Below are 24,476 nucleotides of genomic sequence, written 5' to 3'. Positions count from 1 at the left end.
CATTATGTTTAAAAATATAGATAATTCTATACCTGGAGTATCAATTCAACAAATTTCAAAGTTAGAAGAGGTTATAGAAGGTGAGTTACCGAAAGATTATATCGAATACTTAAAACAATATGGATTTGTTTCTTTACAAGGACGAGATTTATTTGGCTTAGGTAATGATAAGTTTTTTAATGTATTAAAAGAAACTAAAGAATTACAAGATAATTTTAATTTAACAAAAAACTTTGTTGCTCTAGAAAGTGTTGGAACAGACGTAATGTATTTGGTTTTAAATACTTCTAACGGTTGTGTTTATGAATGGGTCCCATCAGGTGAAGTAAAAAAAATATATAAATCTTTTAAAGAATTCATAGAAAACGATTTTTAATTATAATCATATTTCTTTTTATGATATAGGGAGTAATAATAGCTTTTCCTTGAGGTAAAAATAACAAGAGGTTAAATATACAATTTTGTAAAATTTTATAAAATCGAGTAAAATAAAATGCTGAAGGTTAATTGCCTCTTTATTGTTTTTGAATACTTTATTAAGGAACATTTTACCATAAATAAGAAATATAATCAAACACTTTAGATGAGGTTAAAAAGTAAAGGGTAATTTAAGAATCAGATTGGTATGATTAATTTGTAGAAAATGTGGAGATTATTAAATAAGATATACCTTAAAGTCTAAAAAAAAATAGAACAATCTCTGCACTACAAAACTAAGTTTAATGCAAAAGAATTAACCCTTTTGAATATTGTGTTGTAGAGTTTTGTTTTGAGAATAGTCGAAAGGCACACCATACAAGTTTAGCGTTTTAAGATTCTATGGGTACTTGCATTTTACAGCTTGTATTTTCGGAAACTTAAACACAACTATAAAAAGCAATCTTCTATATTGTTTTCATAAAATACAAAACTCCCCAAAGCTAAGTTACATAATGCGCAGTTATACTGTTCTTTCGTAAAAACTCTAAGCACTATAACGCCATTATGTAAAATAGGCACTTCCAGCTTCATAAATGGTAACTTTATATAATAATTAAACTATTCAAAAATACTCAAAATTAATAGAAGCTTTTTCAACTTAAAATTCTTTAAGTATTAATTTATATTGAGTACTTTTTATGGTTCATACTTTTTACTTAATAGTTGTTAAATTATAATACTTAATTTCATTTGTAAAAGAATAATTTTAAAGTTTCATTATTGTTTAATAATTACTAAATTGCAATAAGAAAATATTATAATAATCCGATCTAAACTGAACACGTTTTAGAACACGATTTAAATAACAAAAAGGTTAAAGTTAAGTAAATCAGAAATTTACTTGAACTCATAACCCGAAGGTCACTGGTTCGAGTCCAGTTCCCGCTACAAGGTTTAAAGCCAATAAAATCAACGGTTCGTGTTACATGAATCGTTTTTTTTATGTCTTTAAATTTCTTACTTTTACGTACCGTACACGAAAACGTACACGTTTTACCTATGAAACTGAATTATTCTGAGCCAAAAATCTACACAGGTGGAGTTGATATTTCTAGTTGGTCTAAACTTAATTTGAAAGAAAAAAAAGCTGCTTTGGATAAACCTTGGTATGTTTATTTCTCCTTTAGAAACCCTCAAACAAATAAATTAAAAAGGCAGCCGAATATAAAGGCAGGTGTAAATAAGTTGAAAACTAAAAGAGAGCGGTATGCTTTTTTAAGAACGATGCAAAAAGGGCTGTTGCAATTGTTAGATTATGGTTTTAATCCTTATGAAGATAATTCAGATTTAGAAAGTACTTTTTTGGGACAAGAAACAAAAGTAGTAACCGATAAAAAGGAGAATGTATCGATTTCTACTAAGGTAGAAAATCAAATAATTCCAAAAACAACACTAGAAACAGAAATTATAAAATCAGTAATTGCAGTTGAAAAAGTTGAAGAGACTGGTACTTCTATTGAGGAGTGTTTAAAGTTAACTTTAGAGTTGAAAGTGAATATGATGAATAAAAATTCATATGTTCAATATAAAAGTAGAATAGGGCTTTTTGAAAAATGGTTGAAAGAGAGAGACTATTATAAGAACCCAATTACGTTTATTACTAAAAAAGTAGTGACTCAATATTTGAATGAAGTTTTAAAAAGGACTAGTGCGAGAAATCGTAATAATTCAAGAACAGACATTGCTTCTATGTTTCAAATTTTAGAAGACAATGAAATGGTCGCTCATAATTTTGTTAGGAAAATTCATGTGCTAAAATCTGTTCCCAAAAGAAATAAAACATATACACCACAACAAGAAAAGGAAATCTACAAGCATTTGCAAGAAGTAGATGCCCATTTATTGCTTTTTGTAAAGTTTATATCTTATAGTATTTTAAGACCTATTGAAATTTGTAGGTTAAAAATTGAAGATGTAGACGTACAAGATAAAAAGTTGTACATCAAAGCGAAGAATAAGCCTGTACAGATAAAAATAATTCCAGAAATTTTATTAAACGATTTACCTGATTTATCTAATAAAGATCCCAAAGCATTTTTATTTGGTAGGTATGAAATTGGAGCAGAATGGAATGCACAAGAAACGAATAAGAGAAACGAGTTTACCGCTCGATTCAAAAAAATAAAAGACCATTTTAATTTAGGTGAAGAATACGGAATGTATGGTTTTAAGCATACTTTTATTACTAAATTATATCGAAAATTTAGAGAAAACATGTCTCAACATGAAGCGAAAAGTAATTTGATGCCAATCTCTGGACATGCAACAATGGTTGCATTGGAAAAATATTTACGTGATATTGATGCTGAATTACCAGAAGATTACTCTAAATTTTTAGCTTAGTGTTGGCTGTTAAAAAAAACAATCAGATTTTCTTTTAAAATAGGTGTCAAAAGCCGTTCAAAGCCAATAAAAGCTATTCAAAGGCATTCAAAGCCGAACAACTTAATTTTATAAAGATTCATTTTTGTGTTCTAATATGAATGCAGAAATCGTTTATCAAGTAGCAAAAGCACTTCCGAAAGAAGAGCAAAGATTGCTGTTTGATAAATTAAAGAAAGATTTTGCGATTGTATCTAAGCCTAAAAAACACAAACATAAGCCACTTTTAAGTACAGAAGATGCTTTAGAATATTTATTGAAGAATGTGTTTTCTAGGAAGCAATGAATCAAAAAAAATATATAAAAATCGCGATTTACCTTAAATCGTATGTAAGCTTAAGTCAAAATGGAATCAAGAAACTATATCTGTAATTATTGTAGAAAGGAATATATACCTAAAAGAAGAGGTGTGCAAAAGTTTTGTAGTAATAGTTGTAGAGTAGGTTCTCATAACCTAGAGAAAAAGAAATCAAAAACAGGATTGGTTCCTGCACCACAAACAGTAAAATCAGAAATGTATTATACTGATATAGGTTGACCTTTTTTGGTCTAATTTATACCTTTTAAATTATTTATATTCTATATAACTAGTTCAGTCAAATTTACATTATTTCTTCGATATGATTTGTATTTGATGTTTGGATTTAAATGTACTTCTGCTGGTTTTCTTAATTCTAAGCTAAAATGGGTTCTTAAATTGTTGTAAATATATACAGCTTGTTTTGTTACTTCTTGAGCAATGGCAGTATTTTTAATGCAATTTCTAAGTCCATATTCATATTTTAAAGTTCTATTAATTCGCTCTGCAATTGCGTTTTCATAAGGATCTTATTGTTCTGTCATGCTCATCATTATGCCATTTTCTTCTGCAAATGCTGTGTAAAGTAATGGCAATCCTTTTGTATTACATTTGCAATCCTTTTCGTTTTTGTAATGCAATTATTTATTTTGATGAGAATTTGTGTCGTCTTTGTGAATTTGTAGCAATTGTTTTTACTTTATGATAAACATTGCAGTGTAAGGTAGTAGCAATTCTTTTGTATTACAGTTGCAATCTTTTTTGTGTTTGTAATACAATAATTTATTTTGATATGGCTTTGTGTTGTTTTTGTGAATTTGTAGCAATTGTTTTTACTTTATGATAAACATTGCAGTGTAAGGTAGTAGCAATTCTTTTGTATTACAGTTGCAATCTTTTTTGTTTTTGTAATACAATAATTTATTTTGATATGGCTTTGTGTTGTTTTTGTGAATTTGTAGCAATTGTTTTTACTTTATGATAAACATTGCAGTGTAAGGTAGTAGCAATTCTTTTGTATTACAGTTGCAATCTTTTTTGTTTTTGTAATACAATAATTTATTTTGATATGGCTTTGTGTTGTTTTTGTGAATTTGTAGCAATTGTTTTTACTTTATGATAAACATTGCAGTGTAAGGTAGTAGCAATTCTTTTGTATTACAGTTGCAATTTTTTTTGTTTTTGTAATACAATAATTTATTTTGATATGGCTTTGTGTTGTTTTTGTGAATTTATAGCAATTGTTTTTACTTTGTGATAAAATTGCAGTCTAAAGTAATGGCAATCCTTTTGTATTACATTTGCAATCCTTTTTGTTTTTGTAATGCAATTATTTATTTTGATGAGAATTTGTATTGTCTTTGTGAATTTGTAGCAATTGTTTTTACTTTATGATAAACATTGCAGTGTAGGGTAGTAGCAATTCTTTTGTATTACAGTTGCAATCCTTTTATATTATACTGATATAGGTTGACCTTTTTTTAGGATAATTTATACCGTTCCTCATTTGATTGTCGAGTTTATATCCCGTAATTTGCTTAGAATATGCATGAGTAACGATTGCTAAGTAGTTGTGTCCATTCTGAATTTGGTCAACGACGAATAATTTGAGCTCTAAAGGTGCTTTTTCGTACGTTTTTTTTGCCAGGGTTGTTTTGAGTTTTCATAAGTGACTATAATTAAGTGTTTAATTTTTAGTCAACCTATTTCAGGAAAGTACATTTCCTAAATATTGTACAACGTTGTTTTGTATGGAAAGTTGCGATTTTGTGAACGAGGAATTTCCAGCGGAAATTCAGAAGTTTGCAAAGAAGCAACAAGTTTTAGTTTAAACCAAATATAGCAATTTTTTATACAAGGTGTTGGCAAACGTTTTTTATTTTTCCAACCATTTATTAATTTCTTCAATTATTATTATATAATCATCATATTTTGATTCATTATAATCATAATCTTCTTTCAAGTTTTCTTTTAGAACTTCTCCGTTTCCTATTGCTTCTGAAAAGAATTTTTGTTGTTTATAAAATTCATCTATGAAATCATCATCTACATAATTAGGAATTCCCCACGCTTCATAATGTCTTTTTAACGGTAAATAAAATACAAATCCTGTAAATATATCTTTATACTTATAATTATGTTTGATAAAAGGAAAAAGGTCAAATAATTCATTTCCAAAAGGACTATTTTTAAAATCAAAACCTAAACTTTCTTTGTTTATAATTTTAAATGATGCATCCCATTTTCCATTCTGTATAGGCCTTTGTACATAGTCTTTATATGTCTCATTTTTATCTGATTCAACGACTTTTAACGTTGGAGCTAACCCATTTAAATATACATTTGAAACATCATTTTTGTAAGTCTCAATTAATTTATGTCCAACATTTTTGTCATCGTTTTCAAAAAAAGTTTTTGAAAAAGCATGTCTTGAATTCATAATTACTAAACTTTTTTTTCGTGAAGAGTTTAGCTTTATACTATCATAAACATGAATAATGTTTTCTGCCATTGCGCTATCTCGATGTTTGTAAATTCCATTAAAATACGTTAAAAAATTTTCTTTACTGGAAAGGTTTTCTTTGGAAGGGTCTTTAACGTCTGAAACAAATAAGTTTATTTTTTGATCTGCTGGTAATGAAAAATTAAGTGTATTTATTTTGTCTATAAAATAATAGAAATTAGCAGCACTCCAACCATTCCATTGAATTTTTCTGTAAAGATTTAGAAGTTGTTTTTCTTTTTCTTTAGAATCTGTAAAATCAGTTTTAGTAAAATCTAACACAGCTTTTTGATTACTTATTGAACCTATTTCTGTAAAAATATTTCCGACATTTTTTTTGAAATAATCGGAACTTACAATGTCATATATCAATTCATATTGAGTCATTTCTCCATGATTTCTTTCACATAAAATAACGATGTCATGTTTTTTCCACAAGTTAATTATATAATCTTTTGCACTTGTGTTTTGTGTTTCTAGAAAAGAAACATATTTTGCTAATTCAGGATTTGTGTCTTGACAAAAAGCAAAAGCATTTGTCAAAACAAGGACGAATATTAATAATTGTTTTTTCATTTTAATGTTTGCCAACGTTGTTGTGTGGTTAAGCAACTAAGTTAGCAAACTTTTACGAACCCGTGAATATTCCGCAGGAATATTCGCAAGTAGGGAAGAACCTAGCAATTAATTATACACGGCTTAAGTTAGCATTTTATAATAAAAGACTAAATTTAAGCATATAAATCAGAAAGCACAAAAGAGAGGAGTAAGGTTATTATATACGGAGAGACTTTAGATCTCGTCAACATTGAAAATCCCCTCTCTTTTCTACACAGATTTCGTACAGTTCTATGAGGCTTTTAGACCTCGATTTTAAGTCGTTGAAACTCGCGTAGTATGTCCTTTCAAAAAACATTTTCTTATGAATAAAGATATAAAATATTTCGGACTTGACATCAGTCATTTAGTTTTTGATGTTACCGATTCTTTAGGTAATTATTACCAATTTAAAAATAGCATTTCAGGCTTTAAAAAGTTCGTAAAATTGTTAGATATTAATAGTCATTGTGTGATGGAAGCTACGGGCTATTATCACTACCAGTTAGCGTATTATTTACAAGAACAAGGAGTTAAAGTTTCAGTAGAAAATCCATTATCTGTAAAGCGGTTTATTCAGATGAAACTGTCTAAAATAAAGACAGATAAAAGCGATTCGAAGTTAATTTGTGAGTATGCTAAACAAGTTGAGTTAAAGTTATGGAAAGGTAATTCAAAACATCAATTAGAATGCCTTCAAATGATTAGACTCCTTTCTACGTATACAAAACAAAGCACTATGCTTAAGAATAAAATACATGGAGAAACTGTTTTAGGGATTCCTAGTAAATCTGTTGTGAGGTCTTTAAAACGAATTTTAAAAGAACTCCAGAAAGATATGAAAACGATAGAAGATAAATTGTTGTTTTTAGTAAAAGAAGTACACCAGAAACTTTTAACAGATTTAAAAAGCATTCCAGGAATAGGTCCTAAAACCTCTCTAATGCTAGTTGTTCTAACGGATGGTTTTGATCGCTTTACAAGTGGAAGTGAACTTTGTAGTTATGCAGGTTTAACTTCCTTAATACGACAAAGTGGAAGTAGTGTAAAAGGACGTCCTCGAATTAGTAAAATAGGAAATCAAAAACTTCGGAATTTACTATTTATGTGCAGTTTTAATGCCTGTAAATATAACCATGCTTGCAAAGCAATTTATGATAGAATAGTGGCTAAAGGAAAGAGCAAAAAACTAACCTTAATAGCGGTTTGTAATAAGCTACTAAAACAGGCTTTTGCTATTGCTAAATCCGGACTAACTTATGATAATAATTATAGAAGTGTTTTAGTGAAAAATTAATGAGTTTTTACTTGTTTTTTACCACAGTACTTTGTTGTGTGTAGTGCTTTTAATTTTCATTCAAATCTTTAATTTCCTTAAACCAATTACTAATTTCTTCGAAAGAATTCATTTCGATTAAATTTTCTTTAGTTAATTCCTTTGTTAATTTACAATTCGTAATTTGTTTAACGATTCTTTCTTTCTCTTTAATTTCAACGTCTATTTTTTTTGTTTTTTCAGTAACAATTTTAGCTATATCTGCATTATCCCAATCCTTTATTTTTGAACAATCAATTTCAAACTCTTTTTCATATAAACTAGGATGTATATAATTTTCCATTTCTCTTTTTGAAGTTAATACTCCTTTTGAGTTATCTTGCCTTTTGTTGACTTTTTCTATTGAAGATTTATATTGTTGATTTGAGTCTTTATCGTATAAATGAAATTCAGTAATATTAGAACCTTCAAGGTAGTTTCTATCTATCCAATTCTTTAAAGAAGAACCTCTCATTGGTATCATTTTAATATCTTCTTTTTTTAAGTCGATAATTTCTTTAAAATCAGATATATTTTGATTTAAGTTTAATAAAAAATTGATATCATTTTCTCCCTCAAGACATATAACTAATTTTCCTAAATAAGCTGTAATTCCTAAAGTTTCAGCAATTGCTTTTAGTTTATTTTCGTCTTGAATAATTTTATTTTCACCATTTATTTTATCAATTAGGATTAAATGTTCACTTTTAGTTTGTTTTGCTATTTCTGGGGAATGCGTAGTTAAAATAACTTGATTTTTTTCCTTTTGTGCAATCTCATTTAATGCATTAATAAGTAACGTTTGGTGATTTGGATGTTGAGAAGTTTCAGGTTCTTCAATAGCGTAAATAACATTTTTATTAGAAGTGTTTTTTCTCTCGGCTTCTGCTCTGAAGTAGTTTAATAATATTAATCTTCTAACGCCACTACCTCTTTTGTTCATAGGTATGTTATCATCTCCAATGAAAGAAAAAGAAAATAGTGTATCCCAAGCTTTGTTTGTTACTTCTGGTTTCAAAACTTTAGCAAGTTCGGGATTCATTTCCTCTAACTTTTTAATAGTTTCTTTTCCGATAAGTTCAGCATTTTTTTTAATCAAGTCTTTTACTTCTTCTAATTTATCAATTACATTTTCAATAGCTGTTTTTGTAATTACTTTTAAAGGGTCTTGAACTTCTTTGTCAGTGTCTTTATTGGCTCTGTCAGATTGAAATAGAAAAAATAGTGGTAAATCGTTACTTATGCTATTCCAAATATTTTTACTATCCTCTTTATCTATTGGCAATTCGATAGTTTTTAATTCTAAATCATCTATTACAGAATAAATTGCCTTTCTTATATCTGCACGTTTTCGCTTATCTATTGTTATTGGTACTACTTTATCTGTTTCTGGGTCATAAGGACCAATCGTTAATCCTTCATCAAGGTTTTCTAATTGATTATTGTTTTGTTTTTCGGAAATTGCGAAAGCAATATCTTCTTTTTCAAGTATTTTTCTTAAATCCTCAATTTTTAAAGTAGGTAATGGTTTTTTTGAGTGAACTGTAGGATAATTACAAATTATAAAGGTTTTTAAACTTGCTGCAGTTAATTTGTCTTTACTACAATCCCAAGTTTTTTTAATTTCTAATTGTCCTTCTGAATTCAATAAGTATTCACTTGATAACTTTGTTTTGACATCTGTGTCAATTAGGTATTCTTTATCTTTTTCTATAATAAATGAGCAACTAATTTCCATTTTAGAACCATTGAATACATTCTTATCCGAAATTTCCATTTTAGTTCTTCCTTGTCCGAAAAAAATATCTAAAGCCTCTAAAATAGTTGACTTTCCAATATCGTTTTTACCAATAATTACATTTAAATTTTCGTCAAATTCAACTTCTATAGTTTTGTAACTTCGGAAATTTAGAAGTTTTAATTTCTTTAAATACATTATGTTTTATTTCGTTTTTTGCATTACACACAACGTGATTGTGTATTGAAAGTTGCGTTTAAAGTGAACGGCTATTTTCCGCAGGAAAATAGAAGTTTACAAAAATGCAATTAACTTTGGTTAAGCTAAAAATAAGCAATTTTTTATACACTTTGTTGCCTATAGTACTTATTTCCAATTTTCTATTAATTCTAAAATTCCTTTTTTTATTCCGTTATAAAATTTTCCGTTTTTAAATTCAGGTATTATTTTTTCGTCAATTATTTTTTTACAAATTTCGTCTGTTAAAATTAGTTCTGTTCCAGTTCCGCTTGCAATTCCGATTTGTCCACAAGGATTACAAAGAACTATTGTTAATCCGTTGTTTTTTTCAGCACTTCCAACTCCCCAAGTTTGTCCCAAGTCCGTTGCATATTTTTGTAAATTATTATAAGGTTTTATGCTGTCAATTGTTACAACTACAATTTGCCTTGTCGTTTCAACTTCGTAATTATAAAGTATTTTCGATAATTCAGATTGTTGAGACTCCGTAAATATTTTTCCATAATCATTTATAATTCCAATTGGTTTAGGAAAAACTCCTTTTTCAATTCTCAGATATTCAATTTCAGTTGTTTTTTCTTTAGATTCTCTTTCTTGCGCATTTCCTTTACAAGAAATCAAATTTAAAGTCAATAATAGTATTAATATTTTAGTTCCTATTTTCATTTGTATTATACTGATATAGGTTGACCTTTTTTTAGGTTAATTTATACCGTTCAAAAGATTTTTTTAGCCGTTTAGAAGGCAAAAAATAATTTGAACTAGTTTTGTTTTCAAATTGTTAGTTCAGTCAAATTTACATTATTTCTTCGATATGATTTGTATTTGATGTTTGGATTTAAATGTACTTCAGCTGGTTTTCTTAATTCTAAGCTAAAATGGGGTCTTAAATTGTTGTAAATATATACTGCTTGTTTTGTTACTTCTTGAGCAATGGCAGTGTTTTTAATGCAATTTCTAAGTCCATATTCATATTTTAAAGTTCTATTAATTCGCTCTGCAATTGCGTTTTCATAAGGATCATATTGTTCTGTCATGCTCATCATTATGCCATTTTCTTCTGCAAATGCTGTGTATTTGGGGTTACAGTATTGAAAACCTCTGTCAGAATGATGTATTAATTTTTTATCAGGGTATTTTCTATTTTTAATAGCCATTTCTAGCGCTTCTGAACAAAGTGATGTCTTCATGTTGTTATCTAATTTATAGCCCATAATTTGTTTAGAATATGCATCTGTAACGATTGCTAGGTAATTGTGTCCATTGTCTGTTTTAATGTATGTTATATCGCTTACCCATAGTTGTTCTGGTCGAGTAGGAACTTGGTCTTTAATTAGGTTTTTATATTTTCTAAATTGATGATTAGAATTTGTTGTTGTCACATAGTTTTTAAGCTTAGGAACAAGTAAATTATGAAGCCTTAACACATCGTACAACTTATCTCTACCGATTTTAATACCTTGTTTTATAAAGTCTTGTTTAAGTTCATCATATAACTTAATTCCGCCAGTTCTCATACCAACTAATTTTCGATATTCTTGTATCATTACGATGACTTTTTCATCGTTTAGTCGTTTGTTTTCTTGGGTTTTGAGTCTTTTGTAGAAGGCTTGTTTACTAATCCCAAAACACTCATAGAACCATTTTCTTTTAAACGGTTTTCCTTTTTTAGTTCTATCTCTTTCGCTAATGTTTTGGGCAACGACTTTTTTGACAAATCGACTCCAGTAATGATTTCCATGTCAGCAATAATATCTTGTTGAAATTCCTTTACAAACTCCAATTCTTCAATAAGTTCCTTTAGTTTTTTAATCTCATCTAATTTACTCATACCTGTATTTTGTTGGACTAAAGTACTATATTTTTTGATCCAATACCCAATTGTAGTTCTAGGAACATCATATTTTTTGGAAGCAAAGTTTGTGGAAATCTGTCCATTCTGAATTTGGTCAACTACGAATAATTTGAGTTCTAAAGTTGCTTTTTCGTACGTTTTTTTTCGCCAGGGTTGTTTTTGTGTTTTCATAAGTGACTATAATTAAGTGTTTAATTTTTAGTCAACCTATTTCAGGAAAGTCTTGGATTCAATGTTGTAACGCAACAAACCGTTTTTGTTTATTGATGTTACTAAGCTACAAATTTAAGTTCTAAATCCATCATTTCTTTTGGAGTTTTATATCCTATAATTTTTCTTGGTCTGTTGTTCAATTTTTCTTGAATATTTTGGAGTTTATTTACGTCAATTTCATTGAAGTTTGTTCCTTTTGGAAGATATCTTCTAATGAGTCCATTTGTATTTTCATTTGTTCCTCTTTCCCAGGAAGAATATGGATGTGCAAAGTATATTTTCATACCTGTTTTTTTAGTAATCATTTCGTGTCTCGCCATTTCAATTCCGTTATCATATGTCATTGATTTTTTATAAATAGGATTTAATTTGTTTAATATTCTAGAAAACTCATTAGCTACTTCACCTGCTTTTTTAGACTCTAATTTTACTATTAAAGTAAATCTAGTTTTGCGCTCTACAATAGTTCCAATAGCACTTTTATGATTTTTTCCAATCACTAAATCTCCTTCCCAATGTCCCACTTCATTTCTAAGTTCAATATGTTGTGGTCTGTTGTCAATACTGACTTGGTTAATGATTTTACTTCCACCACCACGTCTTTTTTTAGGAGTTCTACGTCTTGTTTTTTTACGTACTAATAGTTTGATTAACTTTTTATTTAAACGAGCTTGTGGTCTAGTATAAATGTGTCTATAAATAGCTTCGTGTGAAATAGACATTATTAGATTATTAGGATACAACTCTTTTAATCTTCCAGAAATTTGTTCAGGAGTCCAGTTTGATAAAAGTCCTTTGTAAACAAAAAATTTGAGTAAAGAATAAGTGCTTATTTTATCTAAATTTCTCTTGTTTAAATAATCTTCTTTAGCACACCAATGAGCAAGTTCAGCATCATATTTATGTTCTTTTTTTTGCACCCATTTATTCACTTCTCTACCGATAGTTGAACGAGATCTATTGAGTTTAATTGCTATATAAGATTTAGACTTTTCTTCATTTAAAAGAGTCTGAATAATCACTCTTTCTTTCAAAGTTAATCGTCTATGTTTTTTTACTTCCATTTTACAAATCTATAATTTTAGATTTGTTGCGTTAAGTTATTGAATGGAGGAGTACAATTTTTAACTTGTGCCTAACGGTCTTGTATATGAAAAGTAGCGTTTAGGTATTCAATACTTTTCTCTTTGCCTAAAGATATTAAAAAAGCGCAAACCATTATGATTTGCGCTTAATTAGCTATTTTTTATATACGTTGTTAGCAAACGTTTTATTCTATTTAGTTTGTAGCGAAATTAGCTATACTAGTTCCGCCATTTGTTACTGTATTGTCAGCATATTTTACGTATGGCCTAAAATAGTATTGAGTTCCTGACATTAGAGGTTCTGCTACAGCAGAATAACTAGTAATTACAATAGTACCTTCGTTATGTATACCATCAAAATTCTCAATTGCATTTATACTACTGCTAGTGAAATCGCTATTTACACTATATTCAACACCAAATTCTATAGGCATTTCTTTAACAACATTATTAATATTTAATGTTACTGTGATAAAGTCTGTCTGAATTAAAAACGCGTCTGATTCTATATCTAAAGTAACATTTCTACTAGTACTCGCATCAACATCAGTACTTGCTTGTATCTCGTTTCCATAGAAATGAGTGCCATCATTGTATTCAAAATAACCTCTTATAAAATAAGTTTGACCACTTGTTAAATTTTCTATATAACCTGTTGCATCAGAATTACTACCAGATATACCTGAAGTATTATTAGCACCAACTTCAGGGTTAGATGAAGTACCATAAACAAAACCTCTGTCTGTTACTGTCCCAAAACCACTATCTTCTTGAAAAGTTCCCGAAACTATTAGATTTACAGTCCCATCAAAATTTATAAAAAAACCTGTGTTGGAATTAGTTGTAAAGCTACTATTATCTGTTGGTGGATTCATAGAATCATCATCGCTAGAACAACTAAATGTTAAGCTTAAAGTTAATAAGCAAATTACTGTTTTAAATAAATTTTTAATTTTCATTTTTTTTAATTTTTAGCGCACTTTTGCGCAATTATTTATTTTGTTATTTTGGTTTTACTAAATACTTTAATTAATGTATAAATTGTAATAAACTGAAGTAGTGGAAAAATAATAAGTAGGTCTACCCTAAATGCATCTTTGTTTTTTATAAGACTCCATTCTGTTATAAGTAATTCCCAAGAAATGAAAAGAATCCAGATAAAGATTATTACCATCAAAGTCAGTTTATTAGTCTTCATAATTCTAATTCTTGATTTGCTGGTGCAAAGATACGGCCAAGGACTATTTTTTAAGTCTTAAAAAAGGCTTGTTGAGTCTAGAAAACCGTTTTCTAGACTTATTACATAATTATAGACTCGTGTAGTTTTATGATAATGTGTTGTTTTTAAACGATGTAGGTGTAAGGGAAGTGTGTTTTTTAAAAACACTATAAAATGTTGCTTTTGAGCTAAATCCTGAGTCAAAAGCTATTCCTAACATATTTAAATGATCGTTTGAAGTATCTAATAATAACTTTTTTGCTTCTTCTACTCGATAATGATTTACAAATTGATTAAAGTTTTTGTCAGACTCGTCTCGTATGAGTTCCGATAAATTCCGTTGCGTTATTTTAAGTTTTAAAGACACATCTGCTAAAGATAAATTGGGCTCTAAAAATAATTTTTCATCATCCATTAATGCAATTAACTTTTCATAATGATCTTTATTATTAGTTTTTAATCTATTATTGGTTTCATTAACATCACTTTGTTGATGGTCTATCTTTTTAATACTAGCGATTTTAGTAACAAAAAGCTTAGACTGCTTTATACCGGAAATCCCTATCCAGAAAATAAAAACGACATTAATTATTGAAATGGCTGGATAGATGTAATCATCATAAAATATTCCTTCTAAAAAAAGTGAAGACAATATAATAATCAGAAAGGTAAACAGAAACATAAGAACACCCTTTGCCCAAGTGAGTAATTTTCCTTCTGTATTTGAGTAAAATTCTTCAACTTTTGTTTTTTGCTTATTAATGAATTTAATAGTTAGAAAGATATAATATATTGAATAAGCAAATGATAATATTTCAATCAGAGACAATACATTAGAAAAACTTTCTGAATTATGCAATTTTGCTTTTGTACCCACACTTAGCATAAAAAGTACTGTATAACTTATAAATTCTAGTATTCCAGGCAAAAGGATGAGTACAATTTTCTTTTTAGTTAAATTAATATTAGAAATTTCTTTAACATATATATAGAATAAAGGAAGTATTAAATAAAAAAAGTTAAATGGTAAAAACAGCAACCAAGGTTCAGATTCAAGAATGTTTAAATCGTGAAGTATTGAGTTTAAGAGTTCTGCGCAATACGCAATTAAAAATAAGCCTAAAAAAAGCTTGGGTTTTATGCGTCTGCCCTCAATTATTAATACCAAGCCTAAAAACACACCTTGAACTAATCCGAGTATATCGATTAAACTGACAATGTTATAGTTAATTTCCATTTACGTAATTATGAATAGAATTCTAGGAATGAATAATGTTGATTCTAATGTTTGCTAACGTTGTTGTATATGATTTGTTGCGTGTTTTAAGCAACTAATTTAATAAATAATTACTGACCAAGAAAGTGCGCGAGGACTTTCGCAAATAGGTAAGAAGCCAGCAATAAATTATATACGGTGTTGGCAATAGTTTTTTACTTAAGTGTTTTTCGGTTCAGTAGGATAAAATTCATGTTTTTCATCAAAAAAAACAACATAAAAGATATTTTCCTCCATGAATCCAATTACTCTAACAAGTTGCATTACCACAATTTTACACCAAATGATATCTTTATGACCAAGATGTTTTGGATATTTCCAATTAGACTTTTTTGGCATATTATGTACATCTAAAACATCTCTATCATCGTATTTAACGATTACCCTTGATAAAAGGGCTTGTTGAACTGTTAGTGTGTTTAGATGTTGTATCATATTTCCCCACCTTAACAGTCTACCTTCTTTTTTGTCCCAAATTTCTAATGTTTGACCTTGTGCACGATCCATATGTAAATAGCTCAAAATAATTTTTTTGGATTCTACTTTTTTACCTTTTTCTGGTTGGGATCCTTGTTTTCTTTTAAATCTATTTATAGCCAATTTAAATTTCTTTAGAGATGTTAATAAATTCTTGAGTTAACTCAATGCTTTCAGCAGCTCCAAAATCGCTATTTAAATATTTCTTTCTAAAATCCGACATACTTCTTAATCCATCAGTTGCTTTAAAATTTGACATTGGGTAAAGTTCGGATGAACCGAATTGATTTCTATCTACAAACCAAAATTGATCTCGTCTATAAACATCTTTGTCTAATAATGTTGGGTCATGAACTGTAATTATAAATTGTGCACCATTATTATTATACTTATGAAATAATTCGATAATTTTTAGTGAAAGATTTGGATGTAACTTAGAGTTGAATTCATCAATAACGAATACGCTTCCATGTTTTAACGTATGATAGATAGCTCCAAGAAGATAAATTAATTTTTTAGTTCCGTCACTTTCATTTCGTTCCACACTAAAATCGGTAAATCCAGTTAATAAATTATTTTCATCATAAACAGGGTGTTTTGAAAGTAATTCCTTTTCATCTGGACTAACATGAACTGAGCTTATTTCTAAAAATTGAAGGGCTATTGATAACCATTTCTTAAATTTCTCATCGTCTTTTAACAACTTCCTGGTTACATGGCTAATGTGATCATCACTTAAAGCATTTACTATGTTTAATTTTTTGAAAAAATTAAACACTTTCCCTGATTCTCCTGAGTTATACTGTGCTAAAAAACTTATAAATAATACATTTTGGTTTACTTCTTTATATCTTTTTCCTTCTTCAAACCTTGTTTCATTTATTTTAAAATCATTTCCCTTTCTACTGAAAAGTAGAGTTTCTCGTTTCTCTGTTTTATATAACCATTCACTAATAACTTCCCAATTATACATTTCAAATCCATAGCGATAGATATCTTCACCTACAAAAAATGAAACTTCAAACATTGATGGTTTTCCTATTGTATCATTACATAATTTAAAATCTCCAGTCCAATCACCTCGTTCTTCATCTTTATTCAATGAGTCTCTAAATGAATAATGAATTAAATTATCCATTAATGTAATTGCTCTTGATAAATTAGATTTTCCTCCTCCATTACTTCCGTAAAGAGCAATTGATTTTAATAAATTTAATTTATTCGTTTTTAATATATGAGTATCTTTATGTTCTGTATAAGTATCAACTGTAGATAAGTTTAAACAAATTTCATCTTTGAATGAAAGAAAATTTCTGCATTTAAATTCGATTAACATTTTGTCTTTTTTATTTTAAGCAAATATATGTATTATTTACAAAACGTGCATGTTTTTTGCATTAATTAACATTAATCAATTTTCTCTTAAATTATTGCCAACGTTGTTGTATATGGTTTGTTGCGTGTTTCAAGCAACTAATTTAGTAAATAATTACGGACAAAGAAAGTCCGCGAGGACTTTCGCAAGTAGGCAAGAAGCCAGCAATAAATTATATACGGTGTTGGCAACTGGCTTTTGTTCATTCGTCTTTAATTTCTCAAATTCCTAACGTAATTAATTCCTTCACGTTGTGATAAGTCAAAGAAGCTTTTATACATTCTTTTAATTCCATTTCTGGAACTTTTTGGTTTAATTTAAACACAATTGCTCGTTTTCCCTCATATTCAAATTTGTGGTCAAAAACCAATCTAAACGTATTTACTAATCTGCTTGTACATTGAAAATACATAGCGTATTGGTCTGGTGATTTTTCTTTCCAATCCATTCGCAATGTACTACCGTTTTTAGTTACAAAACTCGGTTCTCCCCATTTTAGAGTTTCTTCCAATCTGGTAATTCCTTCGGTTTCTTCCGCTGTTTCAATTACCAATTCACGTAGGAATTGCATTTTATCCCGAACAAAGTCGGGATAATTTGCAAAAACCTCATTTACTCTTTCGTCTGTTTTTATTTCAAACTTTTTTATTCGCATATTTTTGTTAGCCTTTAATGCCTACATAAAACTCGACTTCTGCATCTGTTGGATTTTGAGCCTTTTCTCCAAAAATTTCAAAGTCGGCATCATAGGTTCTGTCCAATTCCATTTCAAATATTTTCGACCATTGGTTTACGACCAAACCTTGCATTAAATCTCCTTTTGATGTCGTTTTGGAATAAGTTCCTCCATTAAATGATTTTCCAACCATTCCATTTGGCACACCATCTAAATTTTCAACTTTACAGCCAAGAATTGCTGTGTAAGGTTTTGTGTGGTCGCTTTCGTATTCCGTGTATAATGAATAAACGGAATTGTCTATTTTGTTCGGAATTTTAGAAATTACGTTTTCGGACATAAATCGTTGCCATAAATCGGCAATTTCTTGAGAGGCTTGTCCGTTTTCATTTGTTGTTCTTATCGAAATTCCGATAATTTTAAAAGGTTCAATTTTTACTATTTGCATCTTATTTATATTTTTTGATTTAATGCAAATTTAGATTGACCTTGTGACAAAGGTGTGTCAGGGGTGTTTTTATATTTTGAGCTACAATTTTCAAGATATCCTTGCAACGTCATTTTATGAGGTTTAAAATTCTTCTCCAAGATTTCTAATTTTTGGATGCAGTCAAGTCTAAAGGCTCTGAAGTCCTTTTTTTCTTTGCAAAAAGCAATAAGCACCCAATTTTCTTGTGTCGTGTAAAGTGCAAATGGTTCTATTTCTCTTTGACTTTTATTATCTGCCAATGACAGATAATCCATTTTTACCACTTGATAATTTGAAATAGTAGATTGAAGTTTTATGAGGTAATTACTTGTTTTTTCATTTTCCCGATTGTTGCGAACTTGAATTCTGTTTGTCAATAATTCTGTTTTTTCTTTTTGGTTGTATTTTAAAACAGATTTGATTTTGTTTATTGCACTTTCATATTGTTCGGTCAAAGATTGGTCTTTGTTTTTGCTAATCAATTGTTCAGCCGTTATAAGAGCATTCGCCTCATCTTGAGTAAACATTACAGGTGGAATTTTATAACCTTCCATTACTGAATAGCCTTTTCCTTCTTCCGTTACAATTGGAATTCCCGATTTTTCAAGTGTTCGGATGTCTCGATAAACCGTTCTGATACTTACATTATGTTTTTCGGCAATGTCTTTTGCAGTTACAATTCGTTTCGATTGTAATTGAGTCAAAATTGCTGTCAATCTTGCAAGTCTCGGTTTTTCTTTGTCCATTCAGATTGGTTTGTATTATACTGATATAGGTTGACCTTTTTTTAGGTTAATTTATACCGTTCAAAAGATTTTTTTAGCCGTTTAGAAGGCAAAAAATATTTTGAACTAGTTTTGTTTTCAAATTGTTAGTTCAGTCAAATTTACATTATTTCTTCGATATGATTTGTATTTGATGTTTGGGTTTAAATGTACTTCAGCTGGTTTTCTTAATTCTAAGCTAAAATGGGTTCTTAAATTGTTGTAAATATATACTGCTTGTTTTGTTACTTCTTGAGCAATGGCAGTGTTTTTAATGCAATTTCTAAGTCCATATTCATATTTTAAAGTTCTATTAATTCGCTCTGCAATTGCGTTTTCATAAGGATCATATTGTTCTGTCATGCTCATCATTATGCCATTTTCTTCTGCAAATGCTGTGTATTTGGGGTTACAGTATTGAAAACCTCTGTCAGAATGATGTATTAATTTTTTATCAGGGTATTTTCTATTTTTAATAGCCATTTCTAGCGCTTCTGAACAAAGTGATGTCTTCATGTTGTTATCTAATTTATAGCCCATAATTTGCTTAGAATATGCATCTGTAACGATTGCTAGGTAATTGTGTCCATTGTCTGTTTTAATGTATGTTATATCGCTTACCCATAGTTGTTCTGGTCGAGTAGGAACTTGGTCTTTAATTAGGTTTTTATATTTTCTAAATTGATGATTAGAGTTTGTTGTTGTTACATAGTTTTTAAGCCTAGGAACAAGTAAATTATGAAGCCTTAACACATCGTACAACTTGTCTCTACCGATTTTAATACCTTGTTTTATAAAGTCTTGTTTAAGTTCATCATATAACTTAATTCCGCCAGTTCTCATACCAACTAATTTTCGATATTCTTGTATCATTACGATGACTTTTTCATCGTTTAGTCGTTTGTTTTCTTGGGTTTTGAGTCTTTTGTAGAAGGCTTGTTTACTAATCCCAAAACACTCATAGAACCATTTTCTTTTAAACGGTTTTTCTTTTTTAGTTCTATCTCTTTCGCTAATGTTTTGGGCAACGACTTTTTTGACAAATCGACTCCAGTAATGATTTCCATGTCAGCAATAATATCTTGTTGAAATTCCTTTACAAACTCCAATTCTTCAATACGTTCCTTTAGTTTTTTAATCTCATCTAATTTACTCATACCTGTATTTTGTTGGACTAAAGTACTATATTTTTTGATCCAATACCCAATTGTAGTTCTAGGAACATCATATTTTTTGGAAGCAAAGTTTGTGGAAATCTGTCCATTCTGAATTTGGTCAACGACGAATAATTTGAGTTCTAAAGTTGCTTTTTCGTACGTTTTTTTTCGCCAGGGTTGTTTTTGAGCTTTCATAAGTGACTATAATTAAGTGTTTAATTTTTAGTCAACCTATTTCAGGAAAGTACATGATTCTAATGTTTGCTAACGTTGTTGTGTATGATTAGTTGCGTGTTTTAAGCAAGTAATTTACTAAATAAAGCACGAACGGCGAAATTCCGAAGGAATTTCCCAAGTGAGCAAAAACTAGCAATTAATTATACACGGTGTGCCTGTTGCACAACTACTTGTTAAAGATACAGAAATTTCGTATATTTAGTAATGCAAGGCAAGAAAAACTATCAAGAAAAACTGTTCAATAATTTCCAGTTGAGTGATCGTGTTCCCAAGAACAATTTTTACAGACTTTTAAAAGAAATACTTCATTTAGATTTTCTGTATTCAGAGACAAAAAGCTATTATGGTTCAAGTGGTCAATCCAGTATAGATCCTATTGTATTTTTCAAATTATGTTTAGTAGGTTATTTAGAAAATATCATCAGTGACCGTCAACTGATGGCACATAGTGCTATGCGATTAGACATTCTTTATTTTATAGGCTATGATATTGATGAGCCTCTACCTTGGCATTCCACAATTAGTCGCACACGCCAATTATTTCCTGAAGCTGTTTTTGAAAAAGTATTCACACATGTTTTGGCGATGTGTATTGAAAAAGGAATGGTAAAAGGAAGTACACAAGCTATTGATTCAGCGCCTGTAAAAGCGAATGCAAGTATGGATAGTTTAGATCTAAAAGTACCAGTCCAAGAGCTAACAGCTCATTTGGCCTCAGTACGATTGATTAGTGAACGCGATAAAGTCGTTTATCGCAAAGCGAAAGAAAACAAGGCGAGTAAAGAGCAACAAAGCATCACAGCCAATGCCCAAGAGCTAAAGAGTATCTCTTCACGCAATAAGAACTGGCGAGAAACACAAGATGGACGTCCAGGAGCAAATAATAAAGGGAGTCGTTATACGAGCAATAAAACGCACTACAGTCCCACAGACCCAGATTCACGGATCAGTGTAAAACCGGGCAAAGCAAGAAAGCTGAATTATAGCAGTCAGTTGAGTGTAGATACAGCAAACCATGTAATTACGGATATAAAAGCTTATCATGCAGATGGAAAAGACAGTCAGTATTTAGAAGATATTGTAGAGCGTTTGCAAGCTAGATTATGGAAACAAGGATTTCGCATGGAAAATGTATTAGCAGATACGGGCTACAGTAGTGGAGAAGTCTATGCCTTTTTAGAACAAAGAGGAATTAAGAGTTATATACCACCTCATGGTACTTACAAAGGCGGTCCAGAAAGATTTGAGTACATAAAATCAGAAGACCATTATATCTGCCCAAATGATGAGATTGTTCCCTTTAAGAAAGTATTTTTAGACTATCGGACGCAAACAAAAAAGAAGGAATACCGAATATCGAGTTTAATCTGTAAAGCCTGTCCATTAGCCAAAAGTTGTTTGGGAAAAACGGCCAAAGAGAAGAAGTTTAGTGTGACATATTATCGAGAAGAATATGAACGTAACATTGCAAGATTATCTACCCCAAAAGGCAGGGTAATGAAGTCGAAACGTCAAAGTACAGTAGAGCCTGTTTTTGGCACCTTGACCCAATTTATGGGGATGCGAAAAATTAATACTCTAGGCATAGAACAAGCCAATAAAGTGATGCATCTTTCTGCGATGGCCTATAACTTGAAAAAGTATTTAAAATTCGTTACTAAAAATGTAAAAAGTAAGGCAAAAGCCTTGGCAATGCTATTTTTGAACAAAAAGCTCGATGTAAAGTCCATATTAATAGTTATAAGCCAATTTAAATTTAGAAAAATAGCAGTTCTTAAAAATTAAAAAGCCCTTAAAAAGGGCTTGAAAAAGATGTTTTTTTATTTTTTTAATGGGTTGTGCAACGGTTACCGGTGTTATATGCCGTTTTTCTTTTTAAAGATGTAAATTATTACATAAGTATTTATGCATTTATTTGGAAATTTGAGGTTTTTTTTATTCTTGTTCTTGTGATATAATATCAACAAAAACATACTTCAGAGAATATGGTTCTGCTTGAATTATTTTTAATACGTTCAACTTATATCTATAACCTTCTTCATAATTAAATCCTTCTATTTCTAATAATGGTTTCATATTGTTTTCTCCATTTTCCTTAACAAATAAGGCTTCTTGAATCCCGTTTTGTGAATTACGTGGAATAAATTGAACTTTATTTGGGTTAACATCCATTTCAATCTCCTGTTCACTGTTTTGAGTTATAACTTTTTCCTTTGAAATTGTTTTTACATACTCAAATATGATTGAAGAACCGTCTTGTGGTGGGTTTTCTAAAAATGTTTTTTTTGCTTCAAGTTTATATTCGTAACCTTTTTCGTAATTAAAATTATCAGAAAAAGAATTATCTCCGTTCGTTAATATTCTATTTTCTTGATTATCGCTCTCCGAAAACAGCAAAAATTCGCCATAAACGTCTGTTGAAAAGGCATAACCGCCATATCCAGTTTCTGAATAAACAGTCATTTCAACTATTTTTTGTACATCTCCGTCATCATCTTTTAAGCAACTTGAAAGAAGTGTAATTATCAAGAAACATGATAATAAATTTAATTTTCTCATTTTGATTATTTTTAGTGATTTATTTAATAATAAGATGTTCATTATGTAAAAAGGTTGCGTTGAATTACGGATTTTTTTGTATTATACTGATATAGGTTGACCTTTTTTTAGGTTAATTTATACCGTTCAAAAGATTTTTTTAGCCGTTTAGAAGGCAAAAAATATTTTGAACTAGTTTTGTTTTCAAATTGTTAGTTCAGTCAAATTTACATTATTTCTTCGATATGATTTGTATTTGATGTTTGGGTTTAAATGTACTTCAGCTGGTTTTCTTAATTCTAAGCTAAAATGGGTTCTTAAATTGTTGTAAATATATACTGCTTGTTTTGTTACTTCTTGAGCAATGGCAGTGTTTTTAATGCAATTTCTAAGTCCATATTCATATTTTAAAGTTCTATTAATTCGCTCTGCAATTGCGTTTTCATAAGGATCATATTGTTCTGTCATGCTCATCATTATGCCATTTTCTTCTGCAAATGCTGTGTATTTGGGGTTACAGTATTGAAAACCTCTGTCAGAATGATGTATTAATTTTTTATCAGGGTATTTTCTATTTTTAATAGCCATTTCTAGCGCTTCTGAACAAAGTGATGTCTTCATGTTGTTATCTAATTTATAGCCCATAATTTGCTTAGAATATGCATCTGTAACGATTGCTAGGTAATTGTGTCCATTGTCTGTTTTAATGTATGTTATATCGCTTACCCATAGTTGTTCTGGTCGAGTAGGAACTTGGTCTTTAATTAGGTTTTTATATTTTCTAAATTGATGATTAGAGTTTGTTGTTGTTACATAGTTTTTAAGCCTAGGAACAAGTAAATTATGAAGCCTTAACACATCGTACAACTTGTCTCTACCGATTTTAATACCTTGTTTTATAAAGTCTTGTTTAAGTTCATCATATAACTTAATTCCGCCAGTTCTCATACCAACTAATTTTCGATATTCTTGTATCATTACGATGACTTTTTCATCGTTTAGTCGTTTGTTTTCTTGGGTTTTGAGTCTTTTGTAGAAGGCTTGTTTACTAATCCCAAAACACTCATAGAACCATTTTCTTTTAAACGGTTTTTCTTTTTTAGTTCTATCTCTTTCGCTAATGTTTTGGGCAACGACTTTTTTGACAAATCGACTCCAGTAATGATTTCCATGTCAGCAATAATATCTTGTTGAAATTCCTTTACAAACTCCAATTCTTCAATACGTTCCTTTAGTTTTTTAATCTCATCTAATTTACTCATACCTGTATTTTGTTGGACTAAAGTACTATATTTTTTGATCCAATACCCAATTGTAGTTCTAGGAACATCATATTTTTTGGAAGCAAAGTTTGTGGAAATCTGTCCATTCTGAATTTGGTCAACGACGAATAATTTGAGTTCTAAAGTTGCTTTTTCGTACGTTTTTTTTCGCCAGGGTTGTTTTTGAGCTTTCATAAGTGACTATAATTAAGTGTTTAATTTTTAGTCAACCTATTTCAGGAAAGTACATTTTTCAAATGGCATATAACGGTCTTGTGTATGAAACGTAGCGTATAAATAAACGCTAACTTTTCGGATTT

The 24,476-nt window shown here is 29.5% G+C and carries 24 protein-coding genes and 1 pseudogene; 6 read left to right on the top strand and 19 right to left on the bottom strand.

The annotated features are described in order from the left end of the window. The first annotated feature begins 4 nt into the window (after window positions 1–4). The 4 genes from H0I28_RS11050 (at window position 5) to H0I28_RS11035 (ending at window position 3,400) form a co-directional block, all read left to right on the top strand. Window positions 5–376 carry an SMI1/KNR4 family protein gene (locus tag H0I28_RS11050; RefSeq protein ID WP_218759121.1) on the top strand — a complete coding sequence of 124 codons (372 nt, stop codon included), beginning with the start codon at window positions 5–7 and terminating at the stop codon, window positions 374–376. Between the two features lie 1,046 nt (window positions 377–1,422). Beyond that, entirely contained in the window at window positions 1,423–2,823 is a 1,401-nt protein-coding gene (locus H0I28_RS11045; protein ID WP_218759120.1) for a tyrosine-type recombinase/integrase, read from the top strand. 136 nt (window positions 2,824–2,959) lie between these two features. Continuing rightward, entirely contained in the window at window positions 2,960–3,148 is a 189-nt protein-coding gene (locus tag H0I28_RS11040; RefSeq protein WP_218731530.1) for a hypothetical protein, read from the top strand. A gap of 60 nt (window positions 3,149–3,208) precedes the next feature. Then, window positions 3,209–3,400, top strand: coding sequence for a hypothetical protein (locus tag H0I28_RS11035; RefSeq protein WP_218731528.1), 192 nt, complete (start codon window positions 3,209–3,211; stop codon window positions 3,398–3,400). Window positions 3,401–3,441: 41 nt separating this feature from the next. Here H0I28_RS11035 and H0I28_RS17735 read toward each other — a convergent pair. Continuing rightward, window positions 3,442–3,678, bottom strand: a pseudogene (locus H0I28_RS17735) (integrase core domain-containing protein); the annotation flags it as partial. A gap of 1,358 nt (window positions 3,679–5,036) precedes the next feature. Next, window positions 5,037–6,239 (bottom strand): hypothetical protein, encoded by a 1,203-nt coding sequence (locus tag H0I28_RS11025; RefSeq protein ID WP_218731526.1) that lies wholly within the window; start codon window positions 6,237–6,239, stop codon window positions 5,037–5,039. Between the two features lie 346 nt (window positions 6,240–6,585). Between H0I28_RS11025 and H0I28_RS11020 the strand changes: the two genes are divergently transcribed. Continuing rightward, a complete protein-coding gene (locus tag H0I28_RS11020; RefSeq protein ID WP_218759119.1) occupies window positions 6,586–7,557 on the top strand; it encodes an IS110 family transposase in 972 nt (323 codons plus the stop codon). Between the two features lie 49 nt (window positions 7,558–7,606). Here H0I28_RS11020 and H0I28_RS11015 read toward each other — a convergent pair whose 3' ends face one another. The 14 genes from H0I28_RS11015 to H0I28_RS10950 form a co-directional block, all read right to left on the bottom strand. After that, a complete protein-coding gene (locus tag H0I28_RS11015; RefSeq protein ID WP_218759118.1) occupies window positions 7,607–9,511 on the bottom strand; it encodes an ATP-binding protein in 1,905 nt (634 codons plus the stop codon). 168 nt (window positions 9,512–9,679) lie between these two features. After that, window positions 9,680–10,219, bottom strand: a complete 540-nt coding sequence (locus tag H0I28_RS11010; protein WP_218759117.1) for a YgcG family protein — start codon at window positions 10,217–10,219, stop codon at window positions 9,680–9,682. Between the two features lie 107 nt (window positions 10,220–10,326). Continuing rightward, entirely contained in the window at window positions 10,327–11,175 is an 849-nt protein-coding gene (locus tag H0I28_RS11005) for an IS3 family transposase (protein ID WP_254712880.1), read from the bottom strand. Beyond that, complete coding sequence (locus tag H0I28_RS11000) at window positions 11,121–11,579, bottom strand: helix-turn-helix domain-containing protein (RefSeq protein WP_254712767.1); 459 nt, start codon at window positions 11,577–11,579, stop codon at window positions 11,121–11,123. Before H0I28_RS11000 ends, H0I28_RS11005 begins: the two co-directional genes overlap by 55 nt. Window positions 11,580–11,680: 101 nt before the next feature. Then, complete coding sequence (locus tag H0I28_RS10995; RefSeq protein ID WP_218759116.1) at window positions 11,681–12,685, bottom strand: IS30 family transposase; 1,005 nt, start codon at window positions 12,683–12,685, stop codon at window positions 11,681–11,683. A gap of 215 nt (window positions 12,686–12,900) precedes the next feature. Then, window positions 12,901–13,665, bottom strand: a complete 765-nt coding sequence (locus tag H0I28_RS10990; protein ID WP_218759115.1) for a hypothetical protein — start codon at window positions 13,663–13,665, stop codon at window positions 12,901–12,903. A gap of 366 nt (window positions 13,666–14,031) precedes the next feature. Further along, a complete protein-coding gene (locus H0I28_RS10985; RefSeq protein ID WP_218759114.1) occupies window positions 14,032–15,162 on the bottom strand; it encodes an AraC family transcriptional regulator in 1,131 nt (376 codons plus the stop codon). A 198-nt stretch (window positions 15,163–15,360) separates the two neighbouring features. Next, window positions 15,361–15,723 (bottom strand): hypothetical protein, encoded by a 363-nt coding sequence (locus tag H0I28_RS10980; RefSeq protein ID WP_218731605.1) that lies wholly within the window; start codon window positions 15,721–15,723, stop codon window positions 15,361–15,363. Between the two features lie 79 nt (window positions 15,724–15,802). Continuing rightward, window positions 15,803–17,014, bottom strand: a complete 1,212-nt coding sequence (locus tag H0I28_RS10975) for an ATP/GTP-binding protein (protein ID WP_218731604.1) — start codon at window positions 17,012–17,014, stop codon at window positions 15,803–15,805. Between the two features lie 259 nt (window positions 17,015–17,273). Next, window positions 17,274–17,708: a DUF1801 domain-containing protein gene (locus H0I28_RS10970; protein WP_217363330.1), complete on the bottom strand. Its 435-nt coding sequence runs from the start codon at window positions 17,706–17,708 to the stop codon at window positions 17,274–17,276. A gap of 7 nt (window positions 17,709–17,715) precedes the next feature. Beyond that, complete coding sequence (locus H0I28_RS10965) at window positions 17,716–18,177, bottom strand: GyrI-like domain-containing protein (protein ID WP_179336298.1); 462 nt, start codon at window positions 18,175–18,177, stop codon at window positions 17,716–17,718. Window positions 18,178–18,182: 5 nt separating this feature from the next. Then, entirely contained in the window at window positions 18,183–18,944 is a 762-nt protein-coding gene (locus tag H0I28_RS10960; RefSeq protein ID WP_179336299.1) for a YafY family protein, read from the bottom strand. A gap of 117 nt (window positions 18,945–19,061) precedes the next feature. Then, a complete protein-coding gene (locus tag H0I28_RS10955; protein WP_254712879.1) occupies window positions 19,062–19,910 on the bottom strand; it encodes an IS3 family transposase in 849 nt (282 codons plus the stop codon). Then, window positions 19,856–20,314 (bottom strand): helix-turn-helix domain-containing protein, encoded by a 459-nt coding sequence (locus H0I28_RS10950; protein ID WP_218761396.1) that lies wholly within the window; start codon window positions 20,312–20,314, stop codon window positions 19,856–19,858. Before H0I28_RS10950 ends, H0I28_RS10955 begins: the two co-directional genes overlap by 55 nt. A gap of 246 nt (window positions 20,315–20,560) precedes the next feature. Between H0I28_RS10950 and H0I28_RS10945 the strand changes: the two genes are divergently transcribed. Continuing rightward, complete coding sequence (locus tag H0I28_RS10945) at window positions 20,561–22,141, top strand: IS1182 family transposase (protein ID WP_218759113.1); 1,581 nt, start codon at window positions 20,561–20,563, stop codon at window positions 22,139–22,141. 150 nt (window positions 22,142–22,291) lie between these two features. Here H0I28_RS10945 and H0I28_RS10940 read toward each other — a convergent pair whose 3' ends face one another. The 3 genes from H0I28_RS10940 to H0I28_RS10930 all read right to left on the bottom strand — a co-directional run bounded on the left by H0I28_RS10940 (window position 22,292) and on the right by H0I28_RS10930 (window position 24,351). Beyond that, on the bottom strand, window positions 22,292–22,915 hold the full coding sequence (locus tag H0I28_RS10940) for a DUF4377 domain-containing protein (protein ID WP_218759112.1): 624 nt from the start codon (window positions 22,913–22,915) through the stop codon (window positions 22,292–22,294). Between the two features lie 183 nt (window positions 22,916–23,098). Further along, the gene (locus H0I28_RS10935; protein ID WP_254712879.1) at window positions 23,099–23,947 is read right to left on the bottom strand and encodes an IS3 family transposase; all 849 of its coding nucleotides are present in this window, start codon (window positions 23,945–23,947) and stop codon (window positions 23,099–23,101) included. Beyond that, window positions 23,893–24,351, bottom strand: coding sequence for a helix-turn-helix domain-containing protein (locus H0I28_RS10930; protein ID WP_218761396.1), 459 nt, complete (start codon window positions 24,349–24,351; stop codon window positions 23,893–23,895). Before H0I28_RS10930 ends, H0I28_RS10935 begins: the two co-directional genes overlap by 55 nt. Window positions 24,352–24,476 lie beyond the last annotated feature (125 nt).

Origin of the sequence: Polaribacter sp. AHE13PA (assembly GCF_019278505.1) — a bacterium.
Classification (GTDB): Bacteria; Bacteroidota; Bacteroidia; order Flavobacteriales; family Flavobacteriaceae; genus Polaribacter.
This window is presented reverse-complemented; position numbering and strand designations above follow the sequence as displayed.

Excerpts from the sequence above, each read along its gene's own strand:
- H0I28_RS11050 (WP_218759121.1), top strand. The coding sequence starts at position 5 with ATGTTTAAAAATATAGATAATTCTATACCTGGAGTATCAATTCAACAA.
- H0I28_RS11045 (WP_218759120.1), top strand. The coding sequence starts at position 1,423 with ATGTCTTTAAATTTCTTACTTTTACGTACCGTACACGAAAACGTACAC.
- H0I28_RS11040 (WP_218731530.1), top strand. The coding sequence starts at position 2,960 with ATGAATGCAGAAATCGTTTATCAAGTAGCAAAAGCACTTCCGAAAGAA.
- H0I28_RS11035 (WP_218731528.1), top strand. The coding sequence starts at position 3,209 with ATGGAATCAAGAAACTATATCTGTAATTATTGTAGAAAGGAATATATA.
- H0I28_RS11025 (WP_218731526.1), bottom strand. The coding sequence starts at position 6,239 with ATGAAAAAACAATTATTAATATTCGTCCTTGTTTTGACAAATGCTTTT.
- H0I28_RS11020 (WP_218759119.1), top strand. The coding sequence starts at position 6,586 with ATGAATAAAGATATAAAATATTTCGGACTTGACATCAGTCATTTAGTT.
- H0I28_RS11015 (WP_218759118.1), bottom strand. The coding sequence starts at position 9,511 with ATGTATTTAAAGAAATTAAAACTTCTAAATTTCCGAAGTTACAAAACT.
- H0I28_RS11010 (WP_218759117.1), bottom strand. The coding sequence starts at position 10,219 with ATGAAAATAGGAACTAAAATATTAATACTATTATTGACTTTAAATTTG.
- H0I28_RS11000 (WP_254712767.1), bottom strand. The coding sequence starts at position 11,579 with ATGAAAACACAAAAACAACCCTGGCGAAAAAAAACGTACGAAAAAGCA.
- H0I28_RS10995 (WP_218759116.1), bottom strand. The coding sequence starts at position 12,685 with ATGGAAGTAAAAAAACATAGACGATTAACTTTGAAAGAAAGAGTGATT.
- H0I28_RS10990 (WP_218759115.1), bottom strand. The coding sequence starts at position 13,665 with ATGAAAATTAAAAATTTATTTAAAACAGTAATTTGCTTATTAACTTTA.
- H0I28_RS10985 (WP_218759114.1), bottom strand. The coding sequence starts at position 15,162 with ATGGAAATTAACTATAACATTGTCAGTTTAATCGATATACTCGGATTA.
- H0I28_RS10975 (WP_218731604.1), bottom strand. The coding sequence starts at position 17,014 with ATGTTAATCGAATTTAAATGCAGAAATTTTCTTTCATTCAAAGATGAA.
- H0I28_RS10970 (WP_217363330.1), bottom strand. The coding sequence starts at position 17,708 with ATGCGAATAAAAAAGTTTGAAATAAAAACAGACGAAAGAGTAAATGAG.
- H0I28_RS10965 (WP_179336298.1), bottom strand. The coding sequence starts at position 18,177 with ATGCAAATAGTAAAAATTGAACCTTTTAAAATTATCGGAATTTCGATA.
- H0I28_RS10960 (WP_179336299.1), bottom strand. The coding sequence starts at position 18,944 with ATGGACAAAGAAAAACCGAGACTTGCAAGATTGACAGCAATTTTGACT.
- H0I28_RS10950 (WP_218761396.1), bottom strand. The coding sequence starts at position 20,314 with ATGAAAGCTCAAAAACAACCCTGGCGAAAAAAAACGTACGAAAAAGCA.
- H0I28_RS10945 (WP_218759113.1), top strand. The coding sequence starts at position 20,561 with ATGCAAGGCAAGAAAAACTATCAAGAAAAACTGTTCAATAATTTCCAG.
- H0I28_RS10940 (WP_218759112.1), bottom strand. The coding sequence starts at position 22,915 with ATGAGAAAATTAAATTTATTATCATGTTTCTTGATAATTACACTTCTT.
- H0I28_RS10930 (WP_218761396.1), bottom strand. The coding sequence starts at position 24,351 with ATGAAAGCTCAAAAACAACCCTGGCGAAAAAAAACGTACGAAAAAGCA.